The organism is Sulfitobacter dubius (assembly GCF_900113435.1).
Classification (GTDB): Bacteria; Pseudomonadota; Alphaproteobacteria; order Rhodobacterales; family Rhodobacteraceae; genus Sulfitobacter; species Sulfitobacter dubius.
In genome coordinates this window covers 665,163-688,972 of the sequence record NZ_FOPG01000002.1, presented here as the reverse complement: position 1 = coordinate 688,972, position 23,810 = coordinate 665,163, and the positions used below count along the sequence as shown (strand labels likewise).

Genomic DNA, 23,810 nt, shown 5'->3' with positions numbered 1-23,810 from the left:
TGTGTTGCCTCACGCTCTGACATAGGGCGGGTTGCCGTGATATTCGATATCAGGGGGCGGTTTTTCGCTATCACCCCTCACCCGGCCCATAAAAAACATCGCCAGGACAGTGATCCGGGCGGTGTTTTTATGTCTATCCCCCAAGAGGGGAGGGGGAGATCGCCCCCTATGCCTGTTCCGGCACCAGAATTTCGCGCTTGCCGACGTGGTTGGCCGGAGAGACAAGCCCTTCGTCTTCCATCTGCTCCACCAGTCGCGCGGCCTTGTTATAGCCGATCGCCAGTTTCCGCTGGATGTAGGAGGTCGAGCATTTGCGGTCTTTGATGACCACCTGAACGGCGGTGTCATAAAGCGCGTCTTCGCCATCGGTATTGCCGCCAAGGCCCAGCACCGCGTCGATGTTGCTTTCCTTGTCCTCGGACGGCCCTTCGACCACGCCGCCGACATAGTCGGGCTCACCGAACTGCTTGAGGTGGTTGACGATCTCTTCGACCTCTTCATCGCTGACGAAGGGGCCATGGCAGCGGGTAATCTTGGCCCCGCCCGCCATATAGAGCATGTCGCCCATGCCTAGCAGCTGCTCGGCACCCATCTCACCCAAGATCGTGCGGCTGTCGATTTTCGAAGTGACTTGGAAGGAAATCCGCGTGGGGAAGTTCGCTTTGATCGTGCCGGTGATAACGTCCACGGACGGACGCTGCGTCGCCATGATCAAGTGGATACCCGATGCCCGCGCCATCTGCGCCAGACGCTGAATGCAGGCTTCGATTTCCTTGCCCGCGACCATCATCAGGTCGGCCATCTCGTCGACGATAACGACGATATAGGGCAGCGCCTCGGGGGTATTTTCTTCGGTCTCAAAAATCGGCTCGCCGGTGTCCTCGTCAAAACCGGTCTGCACGGTGCGGGAGAACATCTCGCCCTTGGCCAGCGCTTCGCGGACGCGGCCGTTGTAGCCTTCTATGTTCCGCACGCCCATCTTGGACATCTTGCGATAGCGCTCTTCCATCTCGCCCACGGTCCATTTCAGCGCGACCACGGCCTTTTTCGGATCGGTCACAACCGGGGACAGTAGATGCGGAATGCCGTCATAGACCGACAGTTCCAGCATCTTGGGGTCGATCATGATCATCCGGCATTCCTGCGGTGTCAGCTTGTACAGCAGCGACAGGATCATCGTGTTGATCGCCACGGATTTACCCGACCCTGTGGTCCCCGCGATCAGCAGGTGTGGCATTTTCGCGAGGTTGGCGACAACCGGATCACCGCCGATGTCCTTACCAAGCGCCAGCGGCAGGCGCTGGTTGCCGTCGCCGAAATCACGGCTCGACAGGATCTCGCGCAGAATCACCTTCTCGCGGTGCTCGTTGGGCAGTTCGATCCCGATCACGCTGCGGCCGGGCACGGTAGACACACGGGCGGAAAGGGCAGCCATGGAGCGCGCGATATCGTCTGCAAGACCGATCACACGGCTGGCTTTGAGGCCCGGCGCAGGCTCAAGCTCATACATCGTGACAACCGGACCGGGGCGCACGGCGACGATCTCGCCCTTCACGCCGTAATCATCGAGCACTGTTTCCAGCATCCGCGCGTTTTCTTCCAGCGCCTCGTCGCTCAGGTGCAGGCGCTGCACGCTCTCGGGGCTTTCCAAAAGGCTCAGCGGCGGCAATTCGAAACCGGGGTGCGTGTCGTCGAAGGTCAAGGTGGGCTGCGCTTCGACCTGCGCCTGTTTCGAGGGCTGGACGGGTTTGCGGGTGGGCTGCTGCACCACCTTGCGCGGCTCGGCCACGGGGATTTTCATCGCCTCTGGCGCGGGCGCTTGCTGCAACGGCAGGGTTTCAGAGGCTACTGTATCCTCGTAGCCCTGAACCGTCGGCTCGTACATCATCGGCTCTTCGACCATCGGCTCCGGTGCCGGCTCAGGCTGTACCTGCGGTTTGCGCAGCAGCGGCTCGGGGCGCAGGGTGGCCGCGCCTGCGGTCAGTGGCGGCTCGGCGCGTAGGGTGGCGGACTGGCTGGTGTTCAGCAACAGCGGGTCCGGCCCACGGCCCCGGCCCCTGGTCAGCGGCGCGGTTGTAGGCGTGTGGATCGCATTGGCATTGCGGACACGGTTCTTGATGACATCTGCGATCTTGCTTTTGATCCGCTCCTCGCCCGGAGTTTCATCCACGATGGCATCGCTGTAGGTCTCGATCAGTTCCGGCTCGGGCATATCGTCTGCCTCGGGGCGTTTGATAAGACCGGGCATCCGGCCAAACAGGCTGCGCGGCTCTGCTTCCGGCTCAGGCATAGGGGCTTGCTGTGCGTAATAATCCTGACCAGCATCCTGTGCGGCCCAAGTCTCGGCTTCCTCAGCCTCTTGCCGGCGGCGCTCACGACGCTCGGCCTGACGGGCCGACAGGTTCTGCGCGGCAACGACGGCACCGCTGGCCCCTCGGCCCAACAAGGTCATCAACCCGGCATAGGCCATGATCAGACCGACCAGCAGGAACCGCGTGATGCGCATCAGCTCGGCCTTGGTAAAGCCCAGCACAAACGCGCCCAGAGCCAGAATCGCCACGCCCATCAAAAGCGACATCAGCTTGACCGTCAGGGTCGAGCCGATGGGCAGGATCGTCAGCAGCGCGCCCATGACGGTATCGCCAAAAAGCCCGCCCAGACCAAAGCTATGGGTCAGCAGCCATTCCTGACCGGGGGCCAGCGTCGCGGCATAGATCGCCCCAAGAGCGACGGCGATGGGGGCAAAGATCAGACGCCCAAGAGCGCGGTCGTCGCCTTGATGCAGCGCGAAACGCCCACCCCAGAACAGCAGGACGATGGCGATGCCCCAAGCGCCCCAGCCCACGATCATGAACAGTGGTGCCGCGATGGAGGCACCGATCCGGCCCATCCAGTTCTGCACCGGCGCATCGGTCGAGACCATCCAGTTGGGATCGTCGGGCGTGTAGCTGCCGATCATCATGGCGGCCATAATGCCCAGCATGATCAGCGCCAGCCCCAGCAGTTCACGACCGCGCTTTTCGATTGCCTGGGCCATGTTGCTGTCTAGCAATGGATCGCGTCCCCGTGTCTGATATGCCATGTCGTCCCTCGCTTATGTCGAATACAAACAGTCGCGGATCGCTTCCAACCCGCGCGTCGTCTCGTCTTTTGGGGCCACCAAGGCGACCCGAATGTAATTCTGCCCGGGGTTCCCCCCGGCAACGTTCTGCGCCAGATAGCTGCCGGGCAGCACCCGCACGCCTGTCTCGCGCCACAGTCTCAGCGCCGCGGCCTCATCATCCTCGACCGGGAGCCACAAGAAGAACCCCGCCTCGGGGCTCGCATAGCCCGGCACATTGCCAAAGATACGGTCGGCGATGGCGTATTTCTCTTGGTAGAGCGCACGGTTCTCCTCCACATGCGCTTCATCCGCCCAAACGGCGGCAGCGGCCTGCTGCAAAGGCAGCGGCAATGGCGCGCCCGCGTAATTGCGCAACTGTTTGATCTCGCGCATCGTCTCTGGCCCGCTGGCGGCAAAACCCGCCCGCAGCCCTGGCAGGTTGGAGCGTTTCGACAGCGAGTGAAAGATCACCACGCGGTTGCGGTCGGTGCCGAGTTCCTTAACCACCTCCAGCGCGCCGGTGGGCGGCGTGTCGCGGTAGATCTCGGAATAGCATTCATCGGCGAAAATCAGGAAATCATATTTCTCGGCCAGCGCGATCAAATCGGCCCAGTAATCGCGGCTGGCGACGACACCCTGCGGGTTGGCGGGCGAACAAAGGTAAGCCGCCGTGGTGCGGCGGAGCACCTCTTCGGGCAAGCTGGCGAAATCGGGCAAATGCCCGGTCTCGGCGGTGGCGGGGACCATGATCGGCTCCGCCGCGCCCGAAATCGCGCCGATCATATAGACTTGGTAAAAGGGGTTCGGCATCAGAATCGCCGATTTCTCCCCATTCTTGGTCGTTGGGCAGAGCGCGATGACGGCGTTGTACAGCCCCTCGCGGGTGCCGTTCAGGGCCATAACCTCGCTGTCGGGGTCCATCTCGACCCCGTAGCGGCGGGCAATCCATGCGGCGATGGCGCCGCGCAATTCGGGCGAGCCGTCGTTTGGCGGGTACTTGTTAAAGCCTTCGGCGTGTTTCGTGATCTCATCCGTGACCCAAGCCGGAAACGCATGTTTCGGCTCGCCAATGGTCATATGGATAGGCGTGCCACCGCCCTCATGCCCATCAAGCAAGGCGCGCAGGCGCGGCCACACGTGGGCCGGAAGGTTCGAAAACCGCTCGGAATACATCATCAAAACTGCCTCGGATCGGGATCATTCATGCCCCGTTTGCCCCAAGGTACCCAAGGCCGCCTCTCCCGTCCAGAAAAACCGGGAGATTTGCGGCCCTTGTGGCTTTTCGGTCGTGCGCTGTTATGCCTTGCGTAGGGCCGTTTCAGCCGCTGCACCAAGGCGCAAAAGCTGTTCCTCGGCATTGGGCGCAGCCATAAAAGAGATGCCGCATGACGGCGCGCCGGTCGGCAACGTAAGCGCGCAGAGCCCCATGAGATTCGCGACTCGCGTGTTGCGTAGAGACAGGAGATTCTGCGCGAGGTAGTAGTCATGGTCGCTGTTCAGCCGCTCAATGTTCGGTGGCAGCATCGGCGCGGTCGGCACCAGTACGGCGTCATAGCCCGCCACGGCCCGGTCATAGCCCGCCCGCGCCAGATCAAGTTTGGCCCAAGCGGCAACGTAATCGGGGCCGGAGAACCCCTTACCTAACCGAAAACGCTCAAGAATTTCGGTGAACATCGCCTCTGGATTGGCCTCAATGACATCTCGCCAAAGACCGTAGGCTTCGGTGGTGTAGAGACAAGAACTCAGCGGCATCGCGTCTTCGACCTCGGGCACGGCGATTTCATCAACTGTGGCACCGGCCTCTCTCAGCCGTTCCACTGCCGCTTCGAAAGCCGCTTTCGGTTCTTCGGAAAGCTCCTCCATCACGACATTGGTCAGCACCGCAAAGCGGCAGCCTTCCAACTCACTCTCTTGCAAATCAGCAGGCTTCGCCCCTTCCAAAATACCCAGCAGCAGCGCCGCGTCCTCAACCGAACGGCAAAGCGGGCCAACCGTGTCGAACTTTGCCGCCAGCGGCACCGTCCCGGAAAGGGAGACCCGCCCAGCCGTGGTTTTAAGCCCCACCAAATCGTTCCACGCCGCCGGGATACGCACCGAGCCGCCCGTATCCGACCCAATCGCCGCCGCCGCCAAGCCAAAGGCGACCGAGGCCGCAGCCCCGGAAGATGAGCCGCCCGAGACACTGTCCGGCTCGTTCACACAGGGCGGCGTCGCGGTGCTGGGGTTATGACCGAGGCCCGAGAAGGCCAATTCGCTCATGTGGGTTTTGCCCAGACAGACCAAACCCATCGCGGTCGCATTGGCCAGAACTTCCGCATCACGCTCCGGCACGCGGCCCTCTAGCAGCTTGGTTCCCGCCTCCGTCGCTGTGGCAGCGGTATCGAATAGGTCTTTCCAAGAGATCGGGACACCATCAAGCGGCGACAGGCGCTGGCCGTCGCGGGCACGCTCAGCCGCGGCGGCGGCTTCGGCGCGGGCGCGGTCGGGGGTGACGCGGGCATAGATACGGTCGCGCATCGGATGTGCGTCGATGGCATCAAGATAGGTATCGCAGAGCGCCACCGGGTCGATATCGCCCGCCGCGATCCCGCGCCCCAGATCCGCCGCCGTCATTTCCAACCATTCTTGCATGTCATTCCCCTCGCCGCTGTTCTTGGCGAACCTAGCGACCGTTCGGCGCATGGACAATCCCCGCGCGCAGGTCATATCTAGGGCCATGGATTTTGACCACGATATCGCGATCATCGGCGGCGGATTGAACGGCCCCGCCCTTGCCTTGGCCCTCAGCCGCGCAGGATTGCGCGTGACGGTGAGTGACGCCCTGCCCGCGCAGACCTTTGACGACGCCGAATTCGATGGCCGAGCCTATGCGCTGGCGCTGACCTCGGTGCGGCTAATGGAAGGCATCGGCGTCTGGCCCGAAATCGCCGGTGACGCACAGCCGATGCTTGAGATCAAAGTTACAGATGGGCGTGCCGGAACCGGCCCCTCGCCGATGTTCATGCATTTCGACCATGCCGAGATCGAAGAAGGCCCGATGGGTCATATGGTCGAAGACCGCCACCTGCGGCGCGCCTTGCTAAAGGCCGTCGCGGCTGATCCGGCGATCACCATGTTGAACGACACCCGCGTCACCGATCAAACGGTCAAGCCGACCGGCATCACCCTGACGCTGGGGGGTGGCAAGACCCTGCGCGCGCGGCTGGCCGTGGGGGCCGATGGACGCGGCAGCGGCACGGCTGAACGCGCGGGCATCAAGCGCATCGCATGGTCCTACGCGCAGACGGCGCTGGTCTGTGTGGTCGATCACGAAAAACCGCACCACGGCATCGCACATCAATTTTTCATGCCTCCCGGCCCGCTGGCAATCCTACCGCTGACGGGTAACCGCTCCCTCATCGTCTGGAGCGAAGCCAGCGCCAATGCCGCCGCGATCAACGCCCTGCCGAATGCGCAATACCTCGACGTGCTGCGCCCGCGCTTTGGCAGTTTTCTGGGGGAGCTTTCCTTGACCGGCCCGCGCTACAGCTATCCGTTGGGCCTGTCGCTGGCGCATTCCATGACCGCCCCGCGCGTGGCGCTTTTGGGCGACGCGGCCCATGGGGTGCACCCTATCGCGGGGCAAGGGCTGAACGCGGGTCTACGCGATGTGGCGGCCTTGGCCGAGGTAATCGCTGATGCGGTGCGCCGGGGCGAAGACCCCGGCAATGATGCGGTATTGGCGCGCTATCAGGAATGGCGGCGGTTCGACAACGCCAGCCTTGCGCTGGCGACCGACAGCTTCAACCGATTGTTTTCGAATGATAATGCGCTTTTGCGACTGGCCCGCGACATGGGCATGGCCGCGATCAACGCCCTGCCCGGTCTGCGTCGCAACTTCATCCGCGAGGCAGCAGGCCTGACGGGAGAATTGCCCCGGCTGATGCGTGGAAAGCCCCTTTAACAGGGCCGCGCAGCGTTACAGCGTACGCGCTTCATCCGGCAACATCACCGGAATGCCATTGCGGATTGGATAGGCAAGCCCGGCGGCCTTCGACACCAATTCCTGCTTTTCCGCGTCATAGACCAGCGTTGTCTGAGTACGCGGACAGATCAGTGCCTCCAGCATCCGGCGGTCGAATTGAACGGTCGCATCCGTCATTGCATCAAGCCCTCTTCCTGACCGCCACGCATCGCGAATTCGATCAATGTCACCAATGTCTCGCGCCGGGTCTCCAGCGACGGCGCCTCTAGCAACGCCTGTTTGTCTTCGTCCTCAAACTCCAGCATCATCGACAGAGAGTTAATGAGCAATTCATCTTCGGCGTCTTTCAAGGTATCCCAATCCGCCGAAAGGCCGCGGGCATCGAAATAGCGGCCTAACAGATCAAGGAAACGCGTCCGGTCAAAGGTGTCGTCAAACTCATCCTCGCCAAGATCCCGGTCGAAGCCCGACCAGTTCACATCGCAGCGGCGATAGGGGCTAAAACCTTCGATCTCTTCCACAACGCGAAACCGTGACACACCACCCAAGGTCACCATATAGCGCCCATCTTCGGTCTCGGAAAATTGCGTGATGCGCCCGGCACAGCCAATCTGGTGCAGGCCATTGCCATCGCGGCCCGGCACTTCGTTGGGCTGGACCATGCCGATCAGCCGAGTATCCGTTTTAAGCGCATCTTCGATCATCTGAAGATAGCGCGGTTCGAATATATGCAACGGCAACCGCGACCGGGGCAGCAACAGCGCCCCTGCCAACGGAAAGATCGCAATTGTTTTGGGCAATTCTGCTGGCTTGATCATGACAAGGGACTTAGTGCGCCCGGCTCCTCAGGCAAATATCATCGACGACAGTTTGCGGCGCCCGTTCAAGACCACCGGATCATTGGGCTTTAACGCCTCGAAAATGGTGAACATCTGGGTCTTGGCAGCGCCCTCATTCCATTCACGATCCCGGCGGAAAAGCTCCAGCAGGTGATCCACCGCCCCTTCGGCATCGTTATGCGCATAAAGCGCCTGAGCCAAATCAAAGCGCGCTTGATGGTCGTCAGGATTGGCCTCAACCGTGTCGGTCAGCTCGGCCACCGGGCCCGCGTTGGCCGCTTGATGCGCCAGTTGTAGCTGAGCATGAGCCGCTTCTAGCTCAGGCGACTTGGAGATTTCGATCGGCGCACCATTCAGCAGAGCTTCGGCCTGCTCCAACTCGCCCATCGCGATATAGGCGCGCACCATGCCACCATAGGCCGGGGCGTTCATCGGGTCTTCTTCCAAAATCGCGGCAAAGGTCTGCGCCGCGTCGGCCGCAGCCCCTTCGGTCAGCATTTCTTCGGCAGCGGCCACGGCGTCGGCCAGCGTATCACCGGGCGCTTCGCCACCACCCGCTTTTACCACGCGGTCAACGAAGGCCTTGATTTCGGACTGCGGCTGCGCGCCTTGGAAACCATCAATCGGCTGACCTTTGTAGAAAGCATAGACTGTCGGGATCGATTGGATCTGCAATTGCCCTGCAATCGCCTGCGCTTGATCGACATCGACCTTCACCATCTTTACCGCACCATTCGCAGCGCGCACGGCGTCTTCCAACATCGGGCCGAGCGTCTTGCACGGGCCACACCAAGGCGCCCAGAAATCAACGATGACCGGCACCGTCTGCGAAGCTTCGACCACATCGGCCATAAAGGTCGCTTCGGTCGTGTCCTTGATTAGGTCGGCATCTGCCGAGGCCGGGGCGGCGGTGGAAAGGTTCAGGTCAATCATGCTGTCATCCTCGCTAATCGCGTTTGGCTTTATATGGACGTGCGGTGGTCCGATTCAAAGGTCAAAACTGGCAAAAACCGGTGCGTGGTCGCTAGGTTTCTCCCAACCGCGTGCATCGCGGACGATATGGCTGGAGTGTCCGGCCTGTGCGATATCAGAGGTGGCCCAGATGTGATCGAGCCTGCGGCCCTTATCAGCGGCGTCCCAATCGGCGGCGCGGTAGGACCACCAGCTATAGAGATTGCCCTCTGGCACGTCCTGCCGGGTGATGTCGACCCAATTGCCCGCATCCTGCACCGCGCCAAGCGCTTCGACCTCCACCGGGGTGTGGCTGACGATCTTCAACAGCTTCTTGTGGTCCCAGACGTCATCCTCACGCGGGGCGATGTTCAGATCACCCACAAGGATCGACTTCTCGGGCTTTTCACTATGAAACCAGTCGCGCATTTCCGAGAGGTAATCGAGCTTTTGTCCAAACTTCTCATTGATCTCGCGGTCGGGTTTGTCACCGCCAGCGGGGACGTAGAAGTTGTGGATCGTGGTGCCGTTTTCCAGCTTGGCCGCCACATGGCGGGCGTGGCCCAGCATGGCGAAATCCTGATCGCCTGCGTCCAGCAGAGGCAGCTTCGACAGGATCGCCACGCCGTTGTAGCCCTTCTGACCGCGCGCCACCATGTGCGTATAGCCAACCGCCTTGAACGCCTCGACCGGGATTTTATCGACCGGGCTTTTGCACTCTTGCAGGCACAGCACATCCGGCCCGTGTTCGGCCAGCAGTTTCAGCACCAAGGGCTCGCGCAGGCGGACGGAGTTGATGTTCCAAGTGGCGAGGGAAAAGGACATGGGGCAGGCTCCGGTCTGAGGGTGGTCCGGCACAGTAACGCGGGCGGCGCGGGGGTGCCATGAGGAAATCTGCGCACAGGTCACTGGGGCTAAAGATGGACAGAAGATAAAAAAAGGCCGGGCACTACGGCCCGGCCAGTCCAACAGGGAGGTATGTACCTTTAACCCGGGTACAAAAGTCGGGCTTCAAACCGAGTGGCGGGTCATGAAAACCCCGCCTCTCAGAGTTTCCAACCACGCGGGGTTGGAAATGGTTCCATGATTTATGCCATCAGGCGATAACCACCGGATTCAGTCACCAGCAAACGGGCATTCGAGGGGTCAGGCTCGATCTTCTGCCGCAGGCGGTAGATATGGGTTTCCAGCGTGTGGGTCGTGACGCCAGCGTTATAGCCCCAGACCTCATGCAGCAGCACATCGCGCGGTACGACACCATCGGTTGAGCGGTAGAGGAATTTGAGGATATTGGTTTCTTTCTCGGTCAGGCGTACCTTGCGGTCGTCTTCCGTTGTCAGCACCTTCATCGCGGGCTTGAACGTATATGGCCCAAGCTGGAACACCGCGTCTTCGGACTGCTCATGCTGGCGCAACTGCGCGCGGATGCGGGCCAAAAGGACTGGGAATTTGAACGGTTTGGTGACGTAATCGTTCGCCCCCGCATCAAGGCCAAGGATCGTATCTGCATCGGTGTCATGGCCCGTCAGCATCAGGATCGGGCTTTTCACCCCCTGTTTGCGCATCAAGCGACACAGTTCGCGCCCATCGGTGTCCGGCAGGCCCACATCAAGGATCACCAAATCGTACAGCGCCTCTTTGGCTTTGGTCATCGCCTCGGTGCCATTGGCGGCTTCGAAAACGTCGAAATCCTCGGTCATGATCAACTGTTCGCTCAGCGCCTCACGCAGGTCATCGTCGTCATCAACGAGCAGGATTTTCTTAAGCTGGGGCATCTATCTCTCCGTCTGTTGTCTTATACATGCGCTTCGGCAGGGGCTCCGACAAGGGATGTGACCTCTGCCTCACAGCCTCGTGTCAACAAAGCGTGAAATGTTTCAATTCCTTTGGAAATAACTTAGGTAAACGCTGATGCCTTTGCGGAGTTGCAACAAACCATGAGTTTCGCCCCGGATATCACCGAGCAACTGGCGCGTGCGCGGGCCGATTTACGCATGGGCGTGCCCGTGGTTTTGACGGATGGGACGCAGGCCGCTCTCGTGCTGGCGGCGGAGACGCTGACCGCGCAGCGCCTTATGGATGTGTTGGCCTTGGGCGGTGCGCCCGTGCTGGCAATCACCGCGCGGCGGGCGGAAACGCTTAAGGCGCGCGCCTATGACGGCAATCTCGCGCGCGTGCTGCTGCCCCCCGGTGCAACGCCCGCTTGGGTGCAAAGCATCGCTGATCCGGCGGATGACCTGCGCGCCCCGATGAAAGGGCCGCTGCAGACCGCGCGGGGCGGGGATACGGCCGCCCATAGCGCCGCGCTTGATCTGGTAAAAGCCGCGCGGATGCTGCCGGCTGCATTGGTGCTCGATCTGCCGCAGGGTGCTGACTTCGCGCGTCTGCACGGGCTAACCCTGATCGACCTCACCGCTGCCGCCCCGATCCTTGCGCGGCGCAGTGCCCTGCATCCGGTGGTCAACGCCCGTTTGCCGATGGAAGTGTCTGAGGCGGGTCGTCTGCATATCTTCCGCCCCGAAGACGGTGGCGAAGAGCATTACGCGATCGAGATTGGCCGCCCTGCCCGCAACACGCCCGTTCTCTGCCGTCTGCACTCGGCCTGTTTCACCGGCGATCTTATGGGCAGCCTGAAATGCGATTGCGGCCCACAGCTTCGCGCGGCACTGGCGCAGATGGGGGGCGAAGGCAATGGCGTGTTGCTCTACCTCAATCAAGAGGGGCGCGGCATCGGCCTTGCCAACAAGATGCGCGCCTATTCTTTGCAGGATCAGGGTTTTGACACGGTTGAAGCCAATCATCGCCTCGGCTTTGAGGATGATGAGCGCGATTTCCGCCTCGGCGCGGACATTCTGCGCTCGATGGGGTTCTCCGCCGTTCGGTTACTGACCAACAACCCGCGCAAGGTGGGCATGATGGAGCAAAGCGGCGTTGCCGTCACCGAACGTGTCCCGCTGGCCGTGGGCGAGAACCGCCACAACAGCGCCTATCTGGCTACCAAGGCCGCGAAATCGGGACATCTTCTGTGACGCCGAGTGACATGGTTCTGACGCCGACGGGCCTGCGGTTTCAGGGGCGGCGCTATGCCTGTAGCATCGGCAAGGGCGGTCTGACCCATGACAAACGCGAAGGCGACGGGGCCACGCCGCGCGGGATCCATCGTTTGGTGGGGATGCTCTATCGGCCTGACCGTATCCCTGCCCCAAGCGCTTGGGCACAGCCGATCGGGCCCGGTGATCTGTGGTCCGACGCCAGCGGCCAGCCTGACTACAACCACCGCGTCCATGCCCCCTACCCCCATAGCCACGAGGCGCTGCGCCGCGCTGATCCGCTCTATGATCTGGTGATTCTGACCGATTGGAACTGGCCAGAAGCCGAAGCCGGGCGCGGCTCCGCGATCTTTATTCATCAGTGGCGGCGGCCGGGCTATCCGACCGAGGGCTGCATCGCCTTTGCACGGGCCGATCTTCATGAGATCGCCACCCGTGTCGGCCCGGCGACGCGGTTAATTATTCGCTAACCCGTTCACCAAAAATAGCAGAGCCGACACGCACATGGGTCGCCCCAAGGGCAATGGCCTGCTCAAAGTCACCGCTCATGCCCATCGACAAGCCGTTCAAATCGTTGCGCGCGGCGATCTTGGCAAGTAATGCGAAGTGCAGCGATGGCGCCTCATCTACCGGGGGAATACACATCAACCCCTTGATCGGCAGGTCCAGCGCCCGGCATTCGGCAATGAAATCATCCGCCTCACGGGGCATCACCCCGGCCTTCTGATCTTCTTCGCCGGTATTCACCTGAATGAAGAGGTCGGGACAGCGGCCAATCTCCTGCGCCAAGCGCGCGATGGTCTTGGCCAGTTTGGGACGGTCTACCGTGTGGATCGCCTCGGCCAGTTCCATCGCCTGACGGACCTTGTTGGTTTGCAAGGGGCCTATGAGGTGTAGCTCAACATCCGCGAAATCCTCGCGGAACCCCGGCCATTTGCCTGCCGCTTCTTGCACGCGGTTCTCACCAAAGATGCGATGCCCTTCGTCCAATACCGCACGCACGCGGGCATCAGGCTGCACCTTACTCACAGCAATCAGCTTGACCGATCCCGCCGCGCGGCCTGCATCGGCTTCAGCCTTGGCGATACGATTTTTTATGTCGCTCAGACTCATTTTCGGTCCTCCATTTCAGGCGCGCAGAGAACACCAGCATCGCGCAAAAGAAAAGGGGCAGACCGAAAGGCCTGCCCCAATATTCAGAGTATGTCGTTCAACTTAGAAGTTGAAGCGAACACCCATGTCGGCAACGGTGTCGCCGTCGATCTGCTTAACCACACCACCGCGCAGCGAGGTGCCGCCGCCGAGGTCGTGGTTGAAGTCAACGCCGTAGCCGGTGTCGTTTGCAGAGTCTGTCGAGTCGCTGTTGTCAGCAACATAGACTTCTACGTCTGTCGCTGCACCAACGTCAAAGCGCGCGGCCAGAACAACACGATCACCGCCGGTGCCGTTGTCAGCATAGGCCAAAGTCACGTCTGCGATGCCGAAGGAACCACCAGCGGATGCGGTCCACTCGGTGTCAGCTGCGCTGTCGGAGTCTTGACCACCAACTGCGAAGGTCCAACCGCTCCATGTGTACGCAACGTAACCGGCAACGCGGTCGTTGTCGTCGGAAGCCGACACGTGCACAGCAAGATCACCAGCGGAGTACAGAACTTCCAGACCGTTTGCACCGGCTGCGCCGCTGCCGCTGGAGGAGTACTGGTCGCCACGGTCGTTGAACGCGGTGTAGTCATAACCGAGACCGGTCAGACCCATGTCGACAGGGTACTGACCTGGCATGGATTCCAGAGCACCGAAGATGTTACCAACGCCAACTTCGAAGCCACCGGTGCGAGCGAAGAAGCGAACACCGTTGAGGTCAGAACCGGCAGGATCGTTGCCGTTGTCTGTGTTGTTCTGCTGGATGCGAGTGCGTGCACCGAAGACAACGCCAGCGTCGGACTCAGCTGTCGCGTCGATCTGCAGACGGAAACGCGAAGTCACGTCTGTGGAGCTGTCACCAGTTGTGGAGTCGTTGTCGTTGTACATGATACCGAAACGGCCGTAGCCGCCGAATGTCACGTCTGCTGCTGCTACACCGGCGGTCGCAACCAGGGCTGTTGTAGCGAAGAGAACTTTTTTCATGAGTTTTCCCTCGGTTTGAATTCATATGCCCAGACCGGGGAATCCGGTAAGGGTATGAAGGGTGTTTGCCCCCAATGCCCTGCACTTGGCAAGGTTCACGGGCCGCCCACCTACAATGTCACCGGGGCTGGTGCAGCTATGCCACAGTTTGGCCGTCTCGGGCTGTACACAGCGCCCACACAGCGCCTGCCCCGCATGCACACTCCTATGACATAGACCTTGCCGATATGGGCCCGCTTGGATAGACCGGAGCGCAAACAGGCAAAGGAAAGCTGCAATGGCCCTTCGTACCGCTTGCAAGATGGCGATCTCCGTTCTGGCGCTTAGCGCGCTTGCCGCCTGTGGTGGGGGCTTTGGTAGCCCTGCCACGGAACGGCCAGATCAATACACCAACTCAAACAACCCTAATAACATTGAGACCAACCCGGAAAACACGATCTGGTCGATCTTTAACCGCAAGAACACGGACAGTAGTGTTTCGGTGAACAAATACCTGTGGTCGGCCTCGCTTGAAGTATTGAACTTCTTGCCGGTGCAATCGGTCGATCCTTTCACCGGCGTGATCGTCACGGGCTACGGCACCCCGCCGGGCGGTGGCCGTGCTTACCGCGCGACGGTTCTGATTGACGATCCGGCGCTTGATGCCCGCTCGCTCAACGTCGCACTGCAGTCCTCGGGCGGCCAGCCTGTCGCACGGGCCACCTCGCGTGCGGTAGAGGATGCGATCCTAAGCCGGGCGCGGGAAATGCGCGTGTCCGACAGCAAATTCTGAGCCCGCTAAACTCAACACCTTTCCAACGCCGGGCCCTGTGAAAGCAGCAGCCCGGCGTTTTTCATGTCACGAAGGTCCCCTCATGCCCCGCTATACCCCCGCCGAGATCGAAGCCCGCTGGCAGCAAGCCTGGGAAAAGGACGGCATTTTTCAGGCCGTTCGCAACGCTGACAAGCCGAAGTACTATGTGCTTGAGATGTTCCCCTACCCCTCGGGTCGCATCCACATGGGCCATGTGCGCAACTACACGATGGGCGACGTGATCGCGCGCTACAAGATCGCAACAGGGCATAACGTGCTGCACCCGATGGGCTGGGACGCCTTTGGCATGCCCGCCGAAAACGCCGCCATGGCCATTGGCGGCCACCCGGCGGATTGGACCTATGACAACATCGCCGAGATGAAGAAGCAGATGAAACCTCTAGGCCTGTCGATCGACTGGTCGCGTGAAATCGCCACCTGCCACCCCGGTTACTACGGTCAGCAGCAAGCGCTGTTTCTCGACTTCCTCAAAGAGGGTCTGGTCTACCGCAAGAACGCCGTGGTAAACTGGGACCCGGTCGATATGACCGTGCTGGCCAACGAGCAGGTCGAAAACGGCTGCGGCTGGCGCTCTGGTGCGCCGGTGGAGCGGCGTGAGTTGACGCAATGGTTCTTCAAGATTTCGGACCACTCCGAGGAACTGCTCTCTGCGCTCGACAGTCTCGACAACTGGCCCGCCAAGGTCAAACTGATGCAGGCCAACTGGATCGGCAAATCGCGCGGGCTGCAGTTTGCCTTCTCGACCATTGAAGCGCCCGAGGGTTTTGACCGGATCGAGGTCTATACAACCCGCCCCGACACGCTGCTGGGTGCCTCCTTCGTCGGCATCTCGCCCGACCATCCGCTCGCCAAGACGCTGGAGCGGGACGACGAAGCCGTCGCCGCCTTCTGTGCCGAATGCCGCAAGGGCGGCACCACCGAGGAAGCCATCGAAACCGCCGAGAAGCTGGGCTATGACACCGGCATCCGCGTGCGCCATCCCTTTGACACGGCACATGAATTGCCGGTCTATATCGCGAACTTCATCTTGATGGACTACGGCACCGGCGCGATTTTTGGCTGCCCCGGCCACGACCAGCGCGATTTCGATTTCGCCAGCAAATACGACCTGCCGATCATCTCGACCTTCCTGCCTTCGGAAGACGCCTCGCCCAAACTGGCCGAGGCCTTCGTGCCGCAGAAGTCGGAAAAGGTGTTCTACAACCGTGGCTTCGCGGGCAACCAGTGGCAGACCGGCGAAGACGCCGTCGACGCCGCCATCGCCTTTTGCGAGGAAAACGGCATTGGCCAAGGCGTCACCAAATACCGTCTGCGGGACTGGGGCCTCTCGCGTCAGCGCTACTGGGGCTGCCCGATCCCGGTCATTCATTGCGATGACTGCGGCGTGGTGCCCGAAAAGAAAGAGAACCTGCCGATCGAGCTGCCCTACGATGTCACCTTTGACACCCCCGGCAACCCGCTTGACCGCCACCCGACATGGCGCAACTGCGCCTGCCCCGCCTGCGGCAAGGACGCCCTGCGCGAGACCGACACGATGGACACCTTCGTCGACAGCTCCTGGTATTTCGCCCGTTTCACAGCTCCGCGCGCGGAGACGCCGACCGTCATGGAAGACGCGCAATATTGGATGAACGTCGATCAATATATCGGCGGCATCGAACACGCGATCCTGCACCTGCTCTACTCGCGCTTCTTTGCCCGTGCGATGCAGATCACCGGCCACCTGCCCGAAAGCGCTGTTGAGCCCTTCGACGCGCTCTTTACCCAAGGCATGGTGACGCATGAGATCTACCAGACGCGCGACGGCAATGGCCGCCCGGTCTATCACCTCCCCGAAGAGGTGACCGAGGGCAAATTGGCAGACGGCACCGAGGTCGAGATCATCCCCTCCGCCAAAATGTCGAAGTCCAAGAAAAACGTCGTCGACCCGCTGCACATCATCTCGAACTACGGCGCCGACACCGCGCGTTGGTTCGTGCTAAGCGATTCGCCCCCCGAGCGGGACGTGGAATGGACCGCCAGCGGCGCCGAGGCGTCTTACAAGCACCTGTCGCGCGTGTGGAACATCTGCGACCGCGTGAGCGAAATGGACCGCGATGCAACCGGCACCGGCGATGATGACCTGCTCCGCGCCATGCACAAGACGATCCATGACGTAACGATGGGCGTGGAATCCTTCGGCTTTAACGCGGCGATTGCCAAGCTCTATGCCTTCACCGCCACTTTGCAGAAATCCAAGGCGGGCTATGCCGCGCAGCGCGAAGCGATCATGACGCTGGCGCAGTTGATGTCGCCGATGACCCCGCACCTGGCCGAAGACATCTGGGCGCATCAAGGCGGCGAAGGGCTGATCACCAAGGCACCATGGCCCAAGGCCGATGAGAAGATGCTGGTCGATGACACTGTGACCCTGCCGATCCAGATCAACGGCAAACGCCGGGCGGAAATTCAGGTGCCCGCCGACATGCCGAAGGAAGAGGTTGAAAAAATCGCGCTGGCGCATGAAGCTGTCATTCGAACGCTGGACGGGGCCACACCGAAAAAGGTCATCGTCGTGCCCGGACGGATTGTGAATGTCGTTGCCTAAGCCCACTCATATGCGCCGCCGCTTCCTGCTGGCCCTTCCCCTGCTGGCGCTCGCCGCCTGCGGGTTTGAGCCGGTCTATGGCCCCGGCGGCGCGGGCACGGCCCTGCAGAACCGCGTGCTGGTCGATGCGCCCGAAGACCGCTTTGGCTATTTCCTGGTGCGCGAGGTGGAAAGCCGTTTGGGCCGCGCGGCCACGCCCCGCTGGGGGCTGGCGCTGACCACCACCACAACCGAAGACGGGCTGGCCATCGACAGCGAAGGCAACACTCGGCGTTATAACCTGCTTGGCACCACCTCTTACGCCCTGCGCGACCTCGACAGCGGGCAGATCGTGACCTCGGGCAAGGTCGAAAGCTTCACCGGCTATTCCGCCACCGGCACCACCGTTGCCACCCGCGCCGCCGAGTTGGATGCGCAGGAACGCCTGATGGTGATTCTGGCTGACCTCGTCGTGAGCCGTCTTTACGCGGCTGACCTGCCGCAATGAAGCTCACCCCGCGCGAGGCGAAACCCTATTTCGCGCGGCCTGACCCCGCGCGGACGGGGCTTTTGATCTACGGCAGCGATGCCATGCGCGTGGCGCTGAAACGGCAGGAATTCCTAAAAAACCTGCTCGGCGCCAATGCCGAAGAGGAAATGCGCCTCAGCCGGATGCCCGCAGGCGAATTGCGCCGCGACCCGGCGATGCTGTTGGACGCGATCAAGGCCGTCGGGTTCTTTCCCGGCCCCCGAGCGGCGCTGGTGGAAGAGGCGAATGACAATATCGCCAAAATCCTGCTCGACGCGCTGAAAGACTGGCAGCCGGGCGATGCGCAGATCATCGTCACGGCGGGCGATCTCAAGAAGACCTCCAAGGTGCTCAAAGCGTTTGAGAGCCACCCCAACGCCTATGCCACCGCGATCTATGACAACCCGCCCGACCGGGCCGAGATCGAACAGATGCTAAAGGATGCGGGCCTCACCCCCGAAGCCGACGCGATGGCCGCGCTCAGCGATCTGGCCCGCACCCTAGATCCGGGCGATTTCCGCCAAACGCTAGAAAAGATCACGCTCTACAAACTGGGCGACAGCAGCCCCATCGGGCTGGAAGACATCGCCGCCTGCGCCCCCACCTCGACCGAGGCCGAGGTCGACGACATCCTGCATGTGGTCGCCGAGACCCGCGCCGCCGAGATCGGCCCGGTGATGAGCAAGCTGCAAGGCCAAGGCGTGAACCCGGTGACGCTGACCATCATGGCGACCCGGCATTTCCGCACCCTCTACCGCATCGCCGCCAACCCCGGCGCGCCGATCTATGGTGTGCGCGACCGCGACCGCGCGATGCGGCAGGCGCGCAACTGGGGCGCGGTGAAGCTGGAAACGGCGCTTGCGGTGCTGACCGAGACCGACCTCAAGCTGCGCTCTGCCGGGCAGCACGCCCCGGCGCTGGCTTTGGTCGAGCGGGCCTTTATCCGTCTGGCGATGCTGGGCGCACAACGTTGATTTTGGGAGAGGAAATTCAATGTACACAGTCATCGGCGGCACCAAGTCCCGCGCGTTTCGCGTCATGTGGATGCTCGAAGAATTGGGCCAGCCCTACACGCTGAACCCCGCCGCACCCCGCTCGGAAGAGGCGCGCAAATACAACCCTTCAGGCAAGATCCCCGCGCTGGTGGACGGCGATGAGGTGCTGACCGATTCTATCGCGATCATGACCTATCTGGCCGACAAGCACGGCGCGCTGACCGCCCCCGCCGGAACGCCCGCCCGCGCGCAGCAGGATGCGATGACCTTTTGGCTGATTGACGAATTCGACGCCGTGCTTTGGGCGGCTGCGAAACACAGCTTTGTTTTCCCCGAAGAAGCGCGTGTGCCAGCAATCAAAGACAGCCTAAAGGCCGAGTTCGAGCGCGCGGCCAATGCGCTCTCCGACCGCCTTGAGGGACCGTTTCTCATGGGCGATCAGATCACCGTCCCCGACTTGCTAGCCGTACATTGCGTCAACTGGTCGATCGGCGCGAAATTCCCGCGTGTGGATGACAAGCTGAACCTCTGGGCGAAATCCCTGCGCGAACGCCCCGCTTTCGTCGCGGCGATGGCCAAAGAAAACGGTTAACGCCGGACCCAATCGACAGCATGGCGGCCCGCCCAATGGCCGGTCGCCAGACAGCCATTGATCAGATAGCCGCCCGTGGGCGCTTCCCAATCCAGCATTTCCCCGGCGGCAAAGACGCCCGGCACCTCGCACAGCATCAGCCCCGCATCCAGCGCGTCGAGCGCTATCCCCCCCGCCGTCGAAATCGCCTCATCCATGGGGCGCAGCCCGGCATGGGCGATGGGCAGGCCTTTCAGCAAGGCGGCCAGAGCTTCGGCATTCTGCGGCAGCGGGCGCGCCATTTCTTGGAGCAACGCGATCTGCGCGGGGGTAAGTTTCAGACGCTTGCGCAGGTGGTTCGCCTGACTGTCCTTGCCGCGCGGTTTCGCCAGACGCGCCGCCACGTCGCCAACCTGCAAGTCCGGCAACAGATCAAGCGCCAGCCCATGTCCTTCACGCAGCCCGCGCGAAACGGAATAGATGCCACCACCCTCCAGCCCTTTGGCTGAGATCACCGCCTCCCCGCGTGAGTGGTAAGGGCCGGCAGTCCATGCCCCCCCCTTTAGCGCCGCGCCGAAGTGCCGCGCCATATGGGGCGACCAATCGACCAGCAGACCAACATTGGCTGGAGCAAAATCGCTCAATCCCACTCCGCGCTCAACCAATAGCGGTGCCCATGCACCTGTCGCGCCCAGCCGTTTCCAACTTGCGCCGCCGAGGGCGAGTACAGTTACATCTGCTTCAATCTGCTCTGGTCCCTCTGGCGTGTTGAAAACAAGTGCATCGCCCTCCCAGCCCTGCCATTGCCAGCGGGTATTGATCTGCACGCCGCGCTCGGTCAAGCGTGCCAACCATGCACGCAACAGCGGTGAGGCCTTCATCGCACGGGGAAAGACCCGCCCGGTGGAGCCGGTAAAAACCTCCTGTCCCAAGCCTTCGGTCCAATCCTGCACCGCTTGGCCATCAAACGCCTCAAGCATCGGACGCAGGGCGGGGCTTGCCTCCTGAAAGGCTGCGAGGAACGGATCGAACGGCTCTGCCTTGGTCAAGTTCAGCCCGGATTTGCCTGCCATTAGAAACTTGCGCCCGACCGAGGGTTTTGCTTCACAGAGCGTCACCGACAGCCCTGCATCCGCCATGACCTCTGCCGCCATCAACCCGGCGGGGCCGCCCCCGATGACCAGCGCGCTCTTCATCGACGGGTTTGCGGATCGAAGACGCCGCCCTCTGGCGCGCACATTTCTTTGATCCCACTGGCGATCTCGGCGGGTGCTGCAAGCGTATCAGCGGCGAGCTGAGCGGCGTGGGTAAGCAGGTCGTCCCCGTCAACGATGCGGTCGATCAGGCCAAAGGTCAGTGCCTCTTCTGCCGTAATCTTCTGCCCGCCCATCAACATCAGCTTGGTTCGCGCAGGCCCAATGAGCGCCGCCATTCGCGCGGGGTCAGAGGGTTGCGGCAGAAACCCAAGCTTCATCACCGGATAGAAGAACTTTGCCCCCGGCACCGCGATGCGCAGATCGCAGGCCAGCGCCATGCCCATCGCGCCCCCGGCCAATGTGCCATTCAAGGCGGCGATGCTCAGTCCGGGCAGTGCTGCCACCGCGCCCGAAAGACGCTCCCAAACATCCGATTTCGCAAGTCCCGCGCGGGCTTCGTCAAGATCGGCCCCGGCACTGAACACCTTGCCGCGCCCGGTCAGGATCACCGCGCGGGCCGTCTGGGCCGCCTCCATGACCTCAGCCAGCTCGACCAGCATGGCATGGGTCAGGGAATTAGCCTTGTCGGGGCGGTTGACCGTGACGGTCCAGATGTCGCCTGCGCGGTCGAGATCGATCATATGAGGCCCACCGCCTTGCGGATGTCTTCGTCCCGCAGGGAAATCTCATCGCCCAAGAAACGATCCGCTTCGGGGCCACACATCCACAGCAGAGCCCGCGCAGGCCAATCGGCGGGGATATGTACGTCCCAGTCAAGCTGGCTTACCGGGTTTACGCCGCTTTGTTTGATGTCGCGCTGCATGTCGGTCGCAACCGTGCCGGGTGACAGGCCGATGGCGCGGATGCCGTTGCCGCCCTCTTCGTGGTGCAGGCATTGGGTCAGCATATTCGCTGCAGCCTTGGAGGCGCAGTAGTGGCTCCATGCCTCGACCGGACCGTGGGCCGCCCCGGAAGAGATCGTGAGGATCGTGCCGCCGCCCCCGTCTTTCATCACCGGAAGGGCTGCTCGCATTCCATGGAAGACGCCGGTCACATTGATGTCGACGGCCTTGGCCCACTCGGCCGGCTCGGCTTCGGCCAAAAGCGAGATCGGGTCGATGACGCCTGCGTTGTTGATCAAGACATCCAGCCCGCCAAATGCCTGCCGGGTTGTTTCCACCGCCGAGGACATCTCGTTATAGCGGGTCACATCGCAAGGGATGGCGATGGCCTGTTTGCCCAACTCCCCCGCCAAATCGGCGATGGCATCCTGACTGCGTGCAAGCAGGGCCACATTGCCGCCCGCTTTGGCAAAGACACGCGCGGCCGCAGCGCCGATGCCCCGGCTGGCGCCGGTAATCATGATCGTCTTGCCTGTCATATCCATGTGATGATCCTTCCGCTAACTTTGTCATTGCTTAAGTGCTGTGGTAATCCGCCGATCAATCAGGGTCCAGCCTCGCGTGGCTTGACCCTACGCAGGGAATGGCAGACTCTGCGCCTAACTCATTGCCGAAAAGGATTTTCTGATGTCCCGCATTCCCACAGCATCGCTGTTTCTCTCCCTCCCGGTTACGCTGGCATCGACGGCCCTTTGGGCCGATCTGACCCCGGCAGAAGTCTGGGGCGACTGGCGCCAATATATGGAGCGCATGGGCTATCAGGTCGAAGCCCAAGAGGCCACGGAAGGGGATGACCTTACCGTAAGCGACGTGACCCTGAAAATGGACATGGCCGAAGACGGCGGCGATTTCTCCATGTCCCTCGGCACGCTGAACTTTGAGCAAGAGAGCGACGGCGCGGTTAACATCCTTATGCCTGATGTGATGCCGATGACCATCAACGTGGCCCCCGAAACACCCGAGGATGAGCCGGTGTCGATGGTGCTAAACTACACCCAGACCGCCCCGGTAATGCGCGCCAGCGGCAGCCCTGATGCGCTGCAATATAACTATGCCGCCGACACGATCTCGCTCACGCTGGCGGGTCTGAAGGTTGGCGAGCAAAGCTACACTGAAGAGCAGGCCAAGTTCAGCCTAACCGGGACCGGCGTCAGCAGCCGGACTGAAATGAGCGGCACCGAGACGCGCAGCTATGAGCAATCGGGCCGCATCGACAACCTGACATATGACGTAGTGATGAAGACCCCCGATGACCCGGCGCGCGTCGCGATGAACGGTGGTTTGGCACAGGTTGTGTTTGACGGCAGTGGCGCATTGCCGATGATCGACGCGGGTTCGGATATGGCCGCGATGATGCGCGCAGGCCTGACCTTTGACGGCAACTTTACCGCTGGGGCGGGCAGCACCGAGATGGAAGTTTCAGACCCCGAAAATGGCGACTTCGGCCTGATCAGCAGTTCTTCGGGCGCGAAGCTGGGCGTCAGCATGGGGCCAGAGGGGCTCGCCTATAAGGGCGGCCAGCAGGACATCGATGTCAATGTCACCGCCGCTGACATGCCCTTCCCAATCCAGTTCAGCATGGCCGAAAGCGCCTTTGACATGAAGATGCCGATCATGGTGACTGACGAGCCGCAAGACTTCGCCTTCGGCGTCACGCTCGACAGTTTTGAAATGTCGGACATGATTTGGGGCATCTTTGACCCCACTGGCCAACTGCCCCGCGATCCAGCGACATTGGTCGTCGATATTTCGGGCAAGGCCAAGATGCTGTTTGAATTGCTGGACCCCGAAGTCGCATCCACCATGGGCGATCAGGCACCGGCAGAGATTCACGAGTTGACCGTGAATGAGGTCACCCTTGACCTTGCTGGCGCTGAATTCGACGCGACGGGCGCCATCACATTCGACAATGACGGCATGAGCGGCGCCCCCGGCATGCCCCAACCCGTCGGCTCGCTGGACCTGTCGCTGATCGGCGGTGTGACATTGCTCGATAAATTGGTGACCATGGGTCTGGTCCCGCAAGAGCAGGCAATGGGCGCGCGGATGATGATGGGTCTCTTTACCGTACCGGGCGACGGCGAAGATTCCTTGACCTCAAAGATTGAGTTTACCGAAGACGGCGGCATCCTCGCCAATGGTCAGCAAATCAAATAACCCCACAGCGCTGGCTTTCCCGCGCTCTCTCAACTGGGGAAATACAGCG

General features: G+C 61.7%; 22 protein-coding genes. 9 read left to right on the top strand and 13 right to left on the bottom strand.

The genetic code is table 11. The features are described 5' to 3' along the window. Positions 1-166 precede the first annotated feature (166 nt). From BM229_RS12080 to BM229_RS12070, 3 genes are all read right to left on the bottom strand, one after another. Complete coding sequence (locus BM229_RS12080; RefSeq protein WP_093927870.1) at positions 167-3,082, bottom strand: DNA translocase FtsK; 2,916 nt, start codon at positions 3,080-3,082, stop codon at positions 167-169. Positions 3,083-3,094: 12 nt separating this feature from the next. After that, the gene (locus BM229_RS12075) at positions 3,095-4,276 is read right to left on the bottom strand and encodes an aminotransferase class I/II-fold pyridoxal phosphate-dependent enzyme (RefSeq protein ID WP_093927869.1); all 1,182 of its coding nucleotides are present in this window, start codon (positions 4,274-4,276) and stop codon (positions 3,095-3,097) included. Between the two features lie 123 nt (positions 4,277-4,399). Further along, on the bottom strand, positions 4,400-5,734 hold the full coding sequence (locus BM229_RS12070; RefSeq protein ID WP_093927868.1) for an amidase: 1,335 nt from the start codon (positions 5,732-5,734) through the stop codon (positions 4,400-4,402). 85 nt (positions 5,735-5,819) lie between these two features. Between BM229_RS12070 and BM229_RS12065 the strand changes: the two genes are divergently transcribed. Continuing rightward, complete coding sequence (locus tag BM229_RS12065) at positions 5,820-7,046, top strand: FAD-dependent monooxygenase (RefSeq protein WP_093927867.1); 1,227 nt, start codon at positions 5,820-5,822, stop codon at positions 7,044-7,046. A 15-nt stretch (positions 7,047-7,061) separates the two neighbouring features. Here BM229_RS12065 and BM229_RS12060 read toward each other — a convergent pair whose 3' ends face one another. The 5 genes from BM229_RS12060 to BM229_RS12040 form a co-directional block, all read right to left on the bottom strand. After that, positions 7,062-7,244 (bottom strand): Trm112 family protein, encoded by a 183-nt coding sequence (locus BM229_RS12060; RefSeq protein ID WP_067942458.1) that lies wholly within the window; start codon positions 7,242-7,244, stop codon positions 7,062-7,064. Further along, entirely contained in the window at positions 7,241-7,885 is a 645-nt protein-coding gene (locus BM229_RS12055) for an LON peptidase substrate-binding domain-containing protein (protein ID WP_093927866.1), read from the bottom strand. The genes BM229_RS12060 and BM229_RS12055 overlap by 4 nt, the downstream gene beginning before the upstream one ends. 27 nt (positions 7,886-7,912) lie before the next feature. Further along, positions 7,913-8,839 (bottom strand): thioredoxin, encoded by a 927-nt coding sequence (gene trxA / locus BM229_RS12050; RefSeq protein ID WP_093927865.1) that lies wholly within the window; start codon positions 8,837-8,839, stop codon positions 7,913-7,915. 54 nt (positions 8,840-8,893) lie between these two features. Beyond that, positions 8,894-9,682 (bottom strand): exodeoxyribonuclease III, encoded by a 789-nt coding sequence (locus BM229_RS12045; RefSeq protein ID WP_093927864.1) that lies wholly within the window; start codon positions 9,680-9,682, stop codon positions 8,894-8,896. Positions 9,683-9,945: 263 nt separating this feature from the next. Beyond that, positions 9,946-10,632 (bottom strand): response regulator transcription factor, encoded by a 687-nt coding sequence (locus BM229_RS12040; protein WP_093927863.1) that lies wholly within the window; start codon positions 10,630-10,632, stop codon positions 9,946-9,948. A 162-nt stretch (positions 10,633-10,794) separates the two neighbouring features. Here BM229_RS12040 and ribA point away from each other — a divergent pair, with 162 nt between their 5' ends. Then, on the top strand, positions 10,795-11,886 hold the full coding sequence (gene ribA, locus BM229_RS12035; RefSeq protein ID WP_093927862.1) for a GTP cyclohydrolase II: 1,092 nt from the start codon (positions 10,795-10,797) through the stop codon (positions 11,884-11,886). Next, entirely contained in the window at positions 11,883-12,377 is a 495-nt protein-coding gene (locus BM229_RS12030; RefSeq protein WP_093927861.1) for a L,D-transpeptidase family protein, read from the top strand. The genes ribA and BM229_RS12030 overlap by 4 nt, the downstream gene beginning before the upstream one ends. On the opposite strand, the gene BM229_RS12025 is transcribed toward BM229_RS12030, so the two are convergent. Both BM229_RS12025 and BM229_RS12020 read right to left on the bottom strand, forming a co-directional pair. Beyond that, positions 12,367-13,020 carry a YggS family pyridoxal phosphate-dependent enzyme gene (locus BM229_RS12025; RefSeq protein ID WP_093927860.1) on the bottom strand — a complete coding sequence of 218 codons (654 nt, stop codon included), beginning with the start codon at positions 13,018-13,020 and terminating at the stop codon, positions 12,367-12,369. The two genes, BM229_RS12030 and BM229_RS12025, sit on opposite strands and share 11 nt — an antisense overlap. A gap of 102 nt (positions 13,021-13,122) precedes the next feature. Next, positions 13,123-14,031, bottom strand: a complete 909-nt coding sequence (locus BM229_RS12020; protein WP_093927859.1) for a porin — start codon at positions 14,029-14,031, stop codon at positions 13,123-13,125. A gap of 277 nt (positions 14,032-14,308) precedes the next feature. Here BM229_RS12020 and BM229_RS12015 point away from each other — a divergent pair, with 277 nt between their 5' ends. The 5 genes from BM229_RS12015 (at position 14,309) to BM229_RS11995 (ending at position 19,527) form a co-directional block, all read left to right on the top strand. Further along, on the top strand, positions 14,309-14,803 hold the full coding sequence (locus BM229_RS12015) for a DUF3576 domain-containing protein (protein ID WP_093927858.1): 495 nt from the start codon (positions 14,309-14,311) through the stop codon (positions 14,801-14,803). 82 nt (positions 14,804-14,885) lie between these two features. Continuing rightward, positions 14,886-17,432, top strand: a complete 2,547-nt coding sequence (leuS, locus tag BM229_RS12010; protein WP_093927857.1) for a leucine--tRNA ligase — start codon at positions 14,886-14,888, stop codon at positions 17,430-17,432. Continuing rightward, positions 17,419-17,919 (top strand): LPS assembly lipoprotein LptE, encoded by a 501-nt coding sequence (lptE, locus tag BM229_RS12005; RefSeq protein ID WP_067624415.1) that lies wholly within the window; start codon positions 17,419-17,421, stop codon positions 17,917-17,919. Before leuS ends, lptE begins: the two co-directional genes overlap by 14 nt. Continuing rightward, a complete protein-coding gene (gene holA / locus BM229_RS12000; RefSeq protein WP_093927856.1) occupies positions 17,916-18,914 on the top strand; it encodes a DNA polymerase III subunit delta in 999 nt (332 codons plus the stop codon). The genes lptE and holA overlap by 4 nt, the downstream gene beginning before the upstream one ends. 19 nt (positions 18,915-18,933) lie before the next feature. Further along, on the top strand, positions 18,934-19,527 hold the full coding sequence (locus tag BM229_RS11995; RefSeq protein ID WP_093927855.1) for a glutathione S-transferase family protein: 594 nt from the start codon (positions 18,934-18,936) through the stop codon (positions 19,525-19,527). Here the strand turns inward: BM229_RS11995 and BM229_RS11990 are convergent. From BM229_RS11990 to BM229_RS11980, 3 genes are read right to left on the bottom strand one after another with little or no spacing between them, the layout of a single operon-like run. Then, positions 19,524-20,702: a TIGR03862 family flavoprotein gene (locus BM229_RS11990; RefSeq protein ID WP_093927854.1), complete on the bottom strand. Its 1,179-nt coding sequence runs from the start codon at positions 20,700-20,702 to the stop codon at positions 19,524-19,526. The genes BM229_RS11995 and BM229_RS11990 overlap by 4 nt on opposite strands. Continuing rightward, positions 20,699-21,343, bottom strand: a complete 645-nt coding sequence (locus BM229_RS11985) for an enoyl-CoA hydratase/isomerase family protein (protein ID WP_093927853.1) — start codon at positions 21,341-21,343, stop codon at positions 20,699-20,701. Before BM229_RS11985 ends, BM229_RS11990 begins: the two co-directional genes overlap by 4 nt. Beyond that, positions 21,340-22,089 (bottom strand): SDR family oxidoreductase, encoded by a 750-nt coding sequence (locus BM229_RS11980; RefSeq protein WP_093927852.1) that lies wholly within the window; start codon positions 22,087-22,089, stop codon positions 21,340-21,342. Before BM229_RS11980 ends, BM229_RS11985 begins: the two co-directional genes overlap by 4 nt. A 142-nt stretch (positions 22,090-22,231) precedes the next feature. Between BM229_RS11980 and BM229_RS11975 the strand changes: the two genes are divergently transcribed. Further along, the gene (locus BM229_RS11975) at positions 22,232-23,761 is read left to right on the top strand and encodes a DUF2125 domain-containing protein (protein ID WP_093927851.1); all 1,530 of its coding nucleotides are present in this window, start codon (positions 22,232-22,234) and stop codon (positions 23,759-23,761) included. The last annotated feature ends 49 nt before the right edge of the window (positions 23,762-23,810 follow it).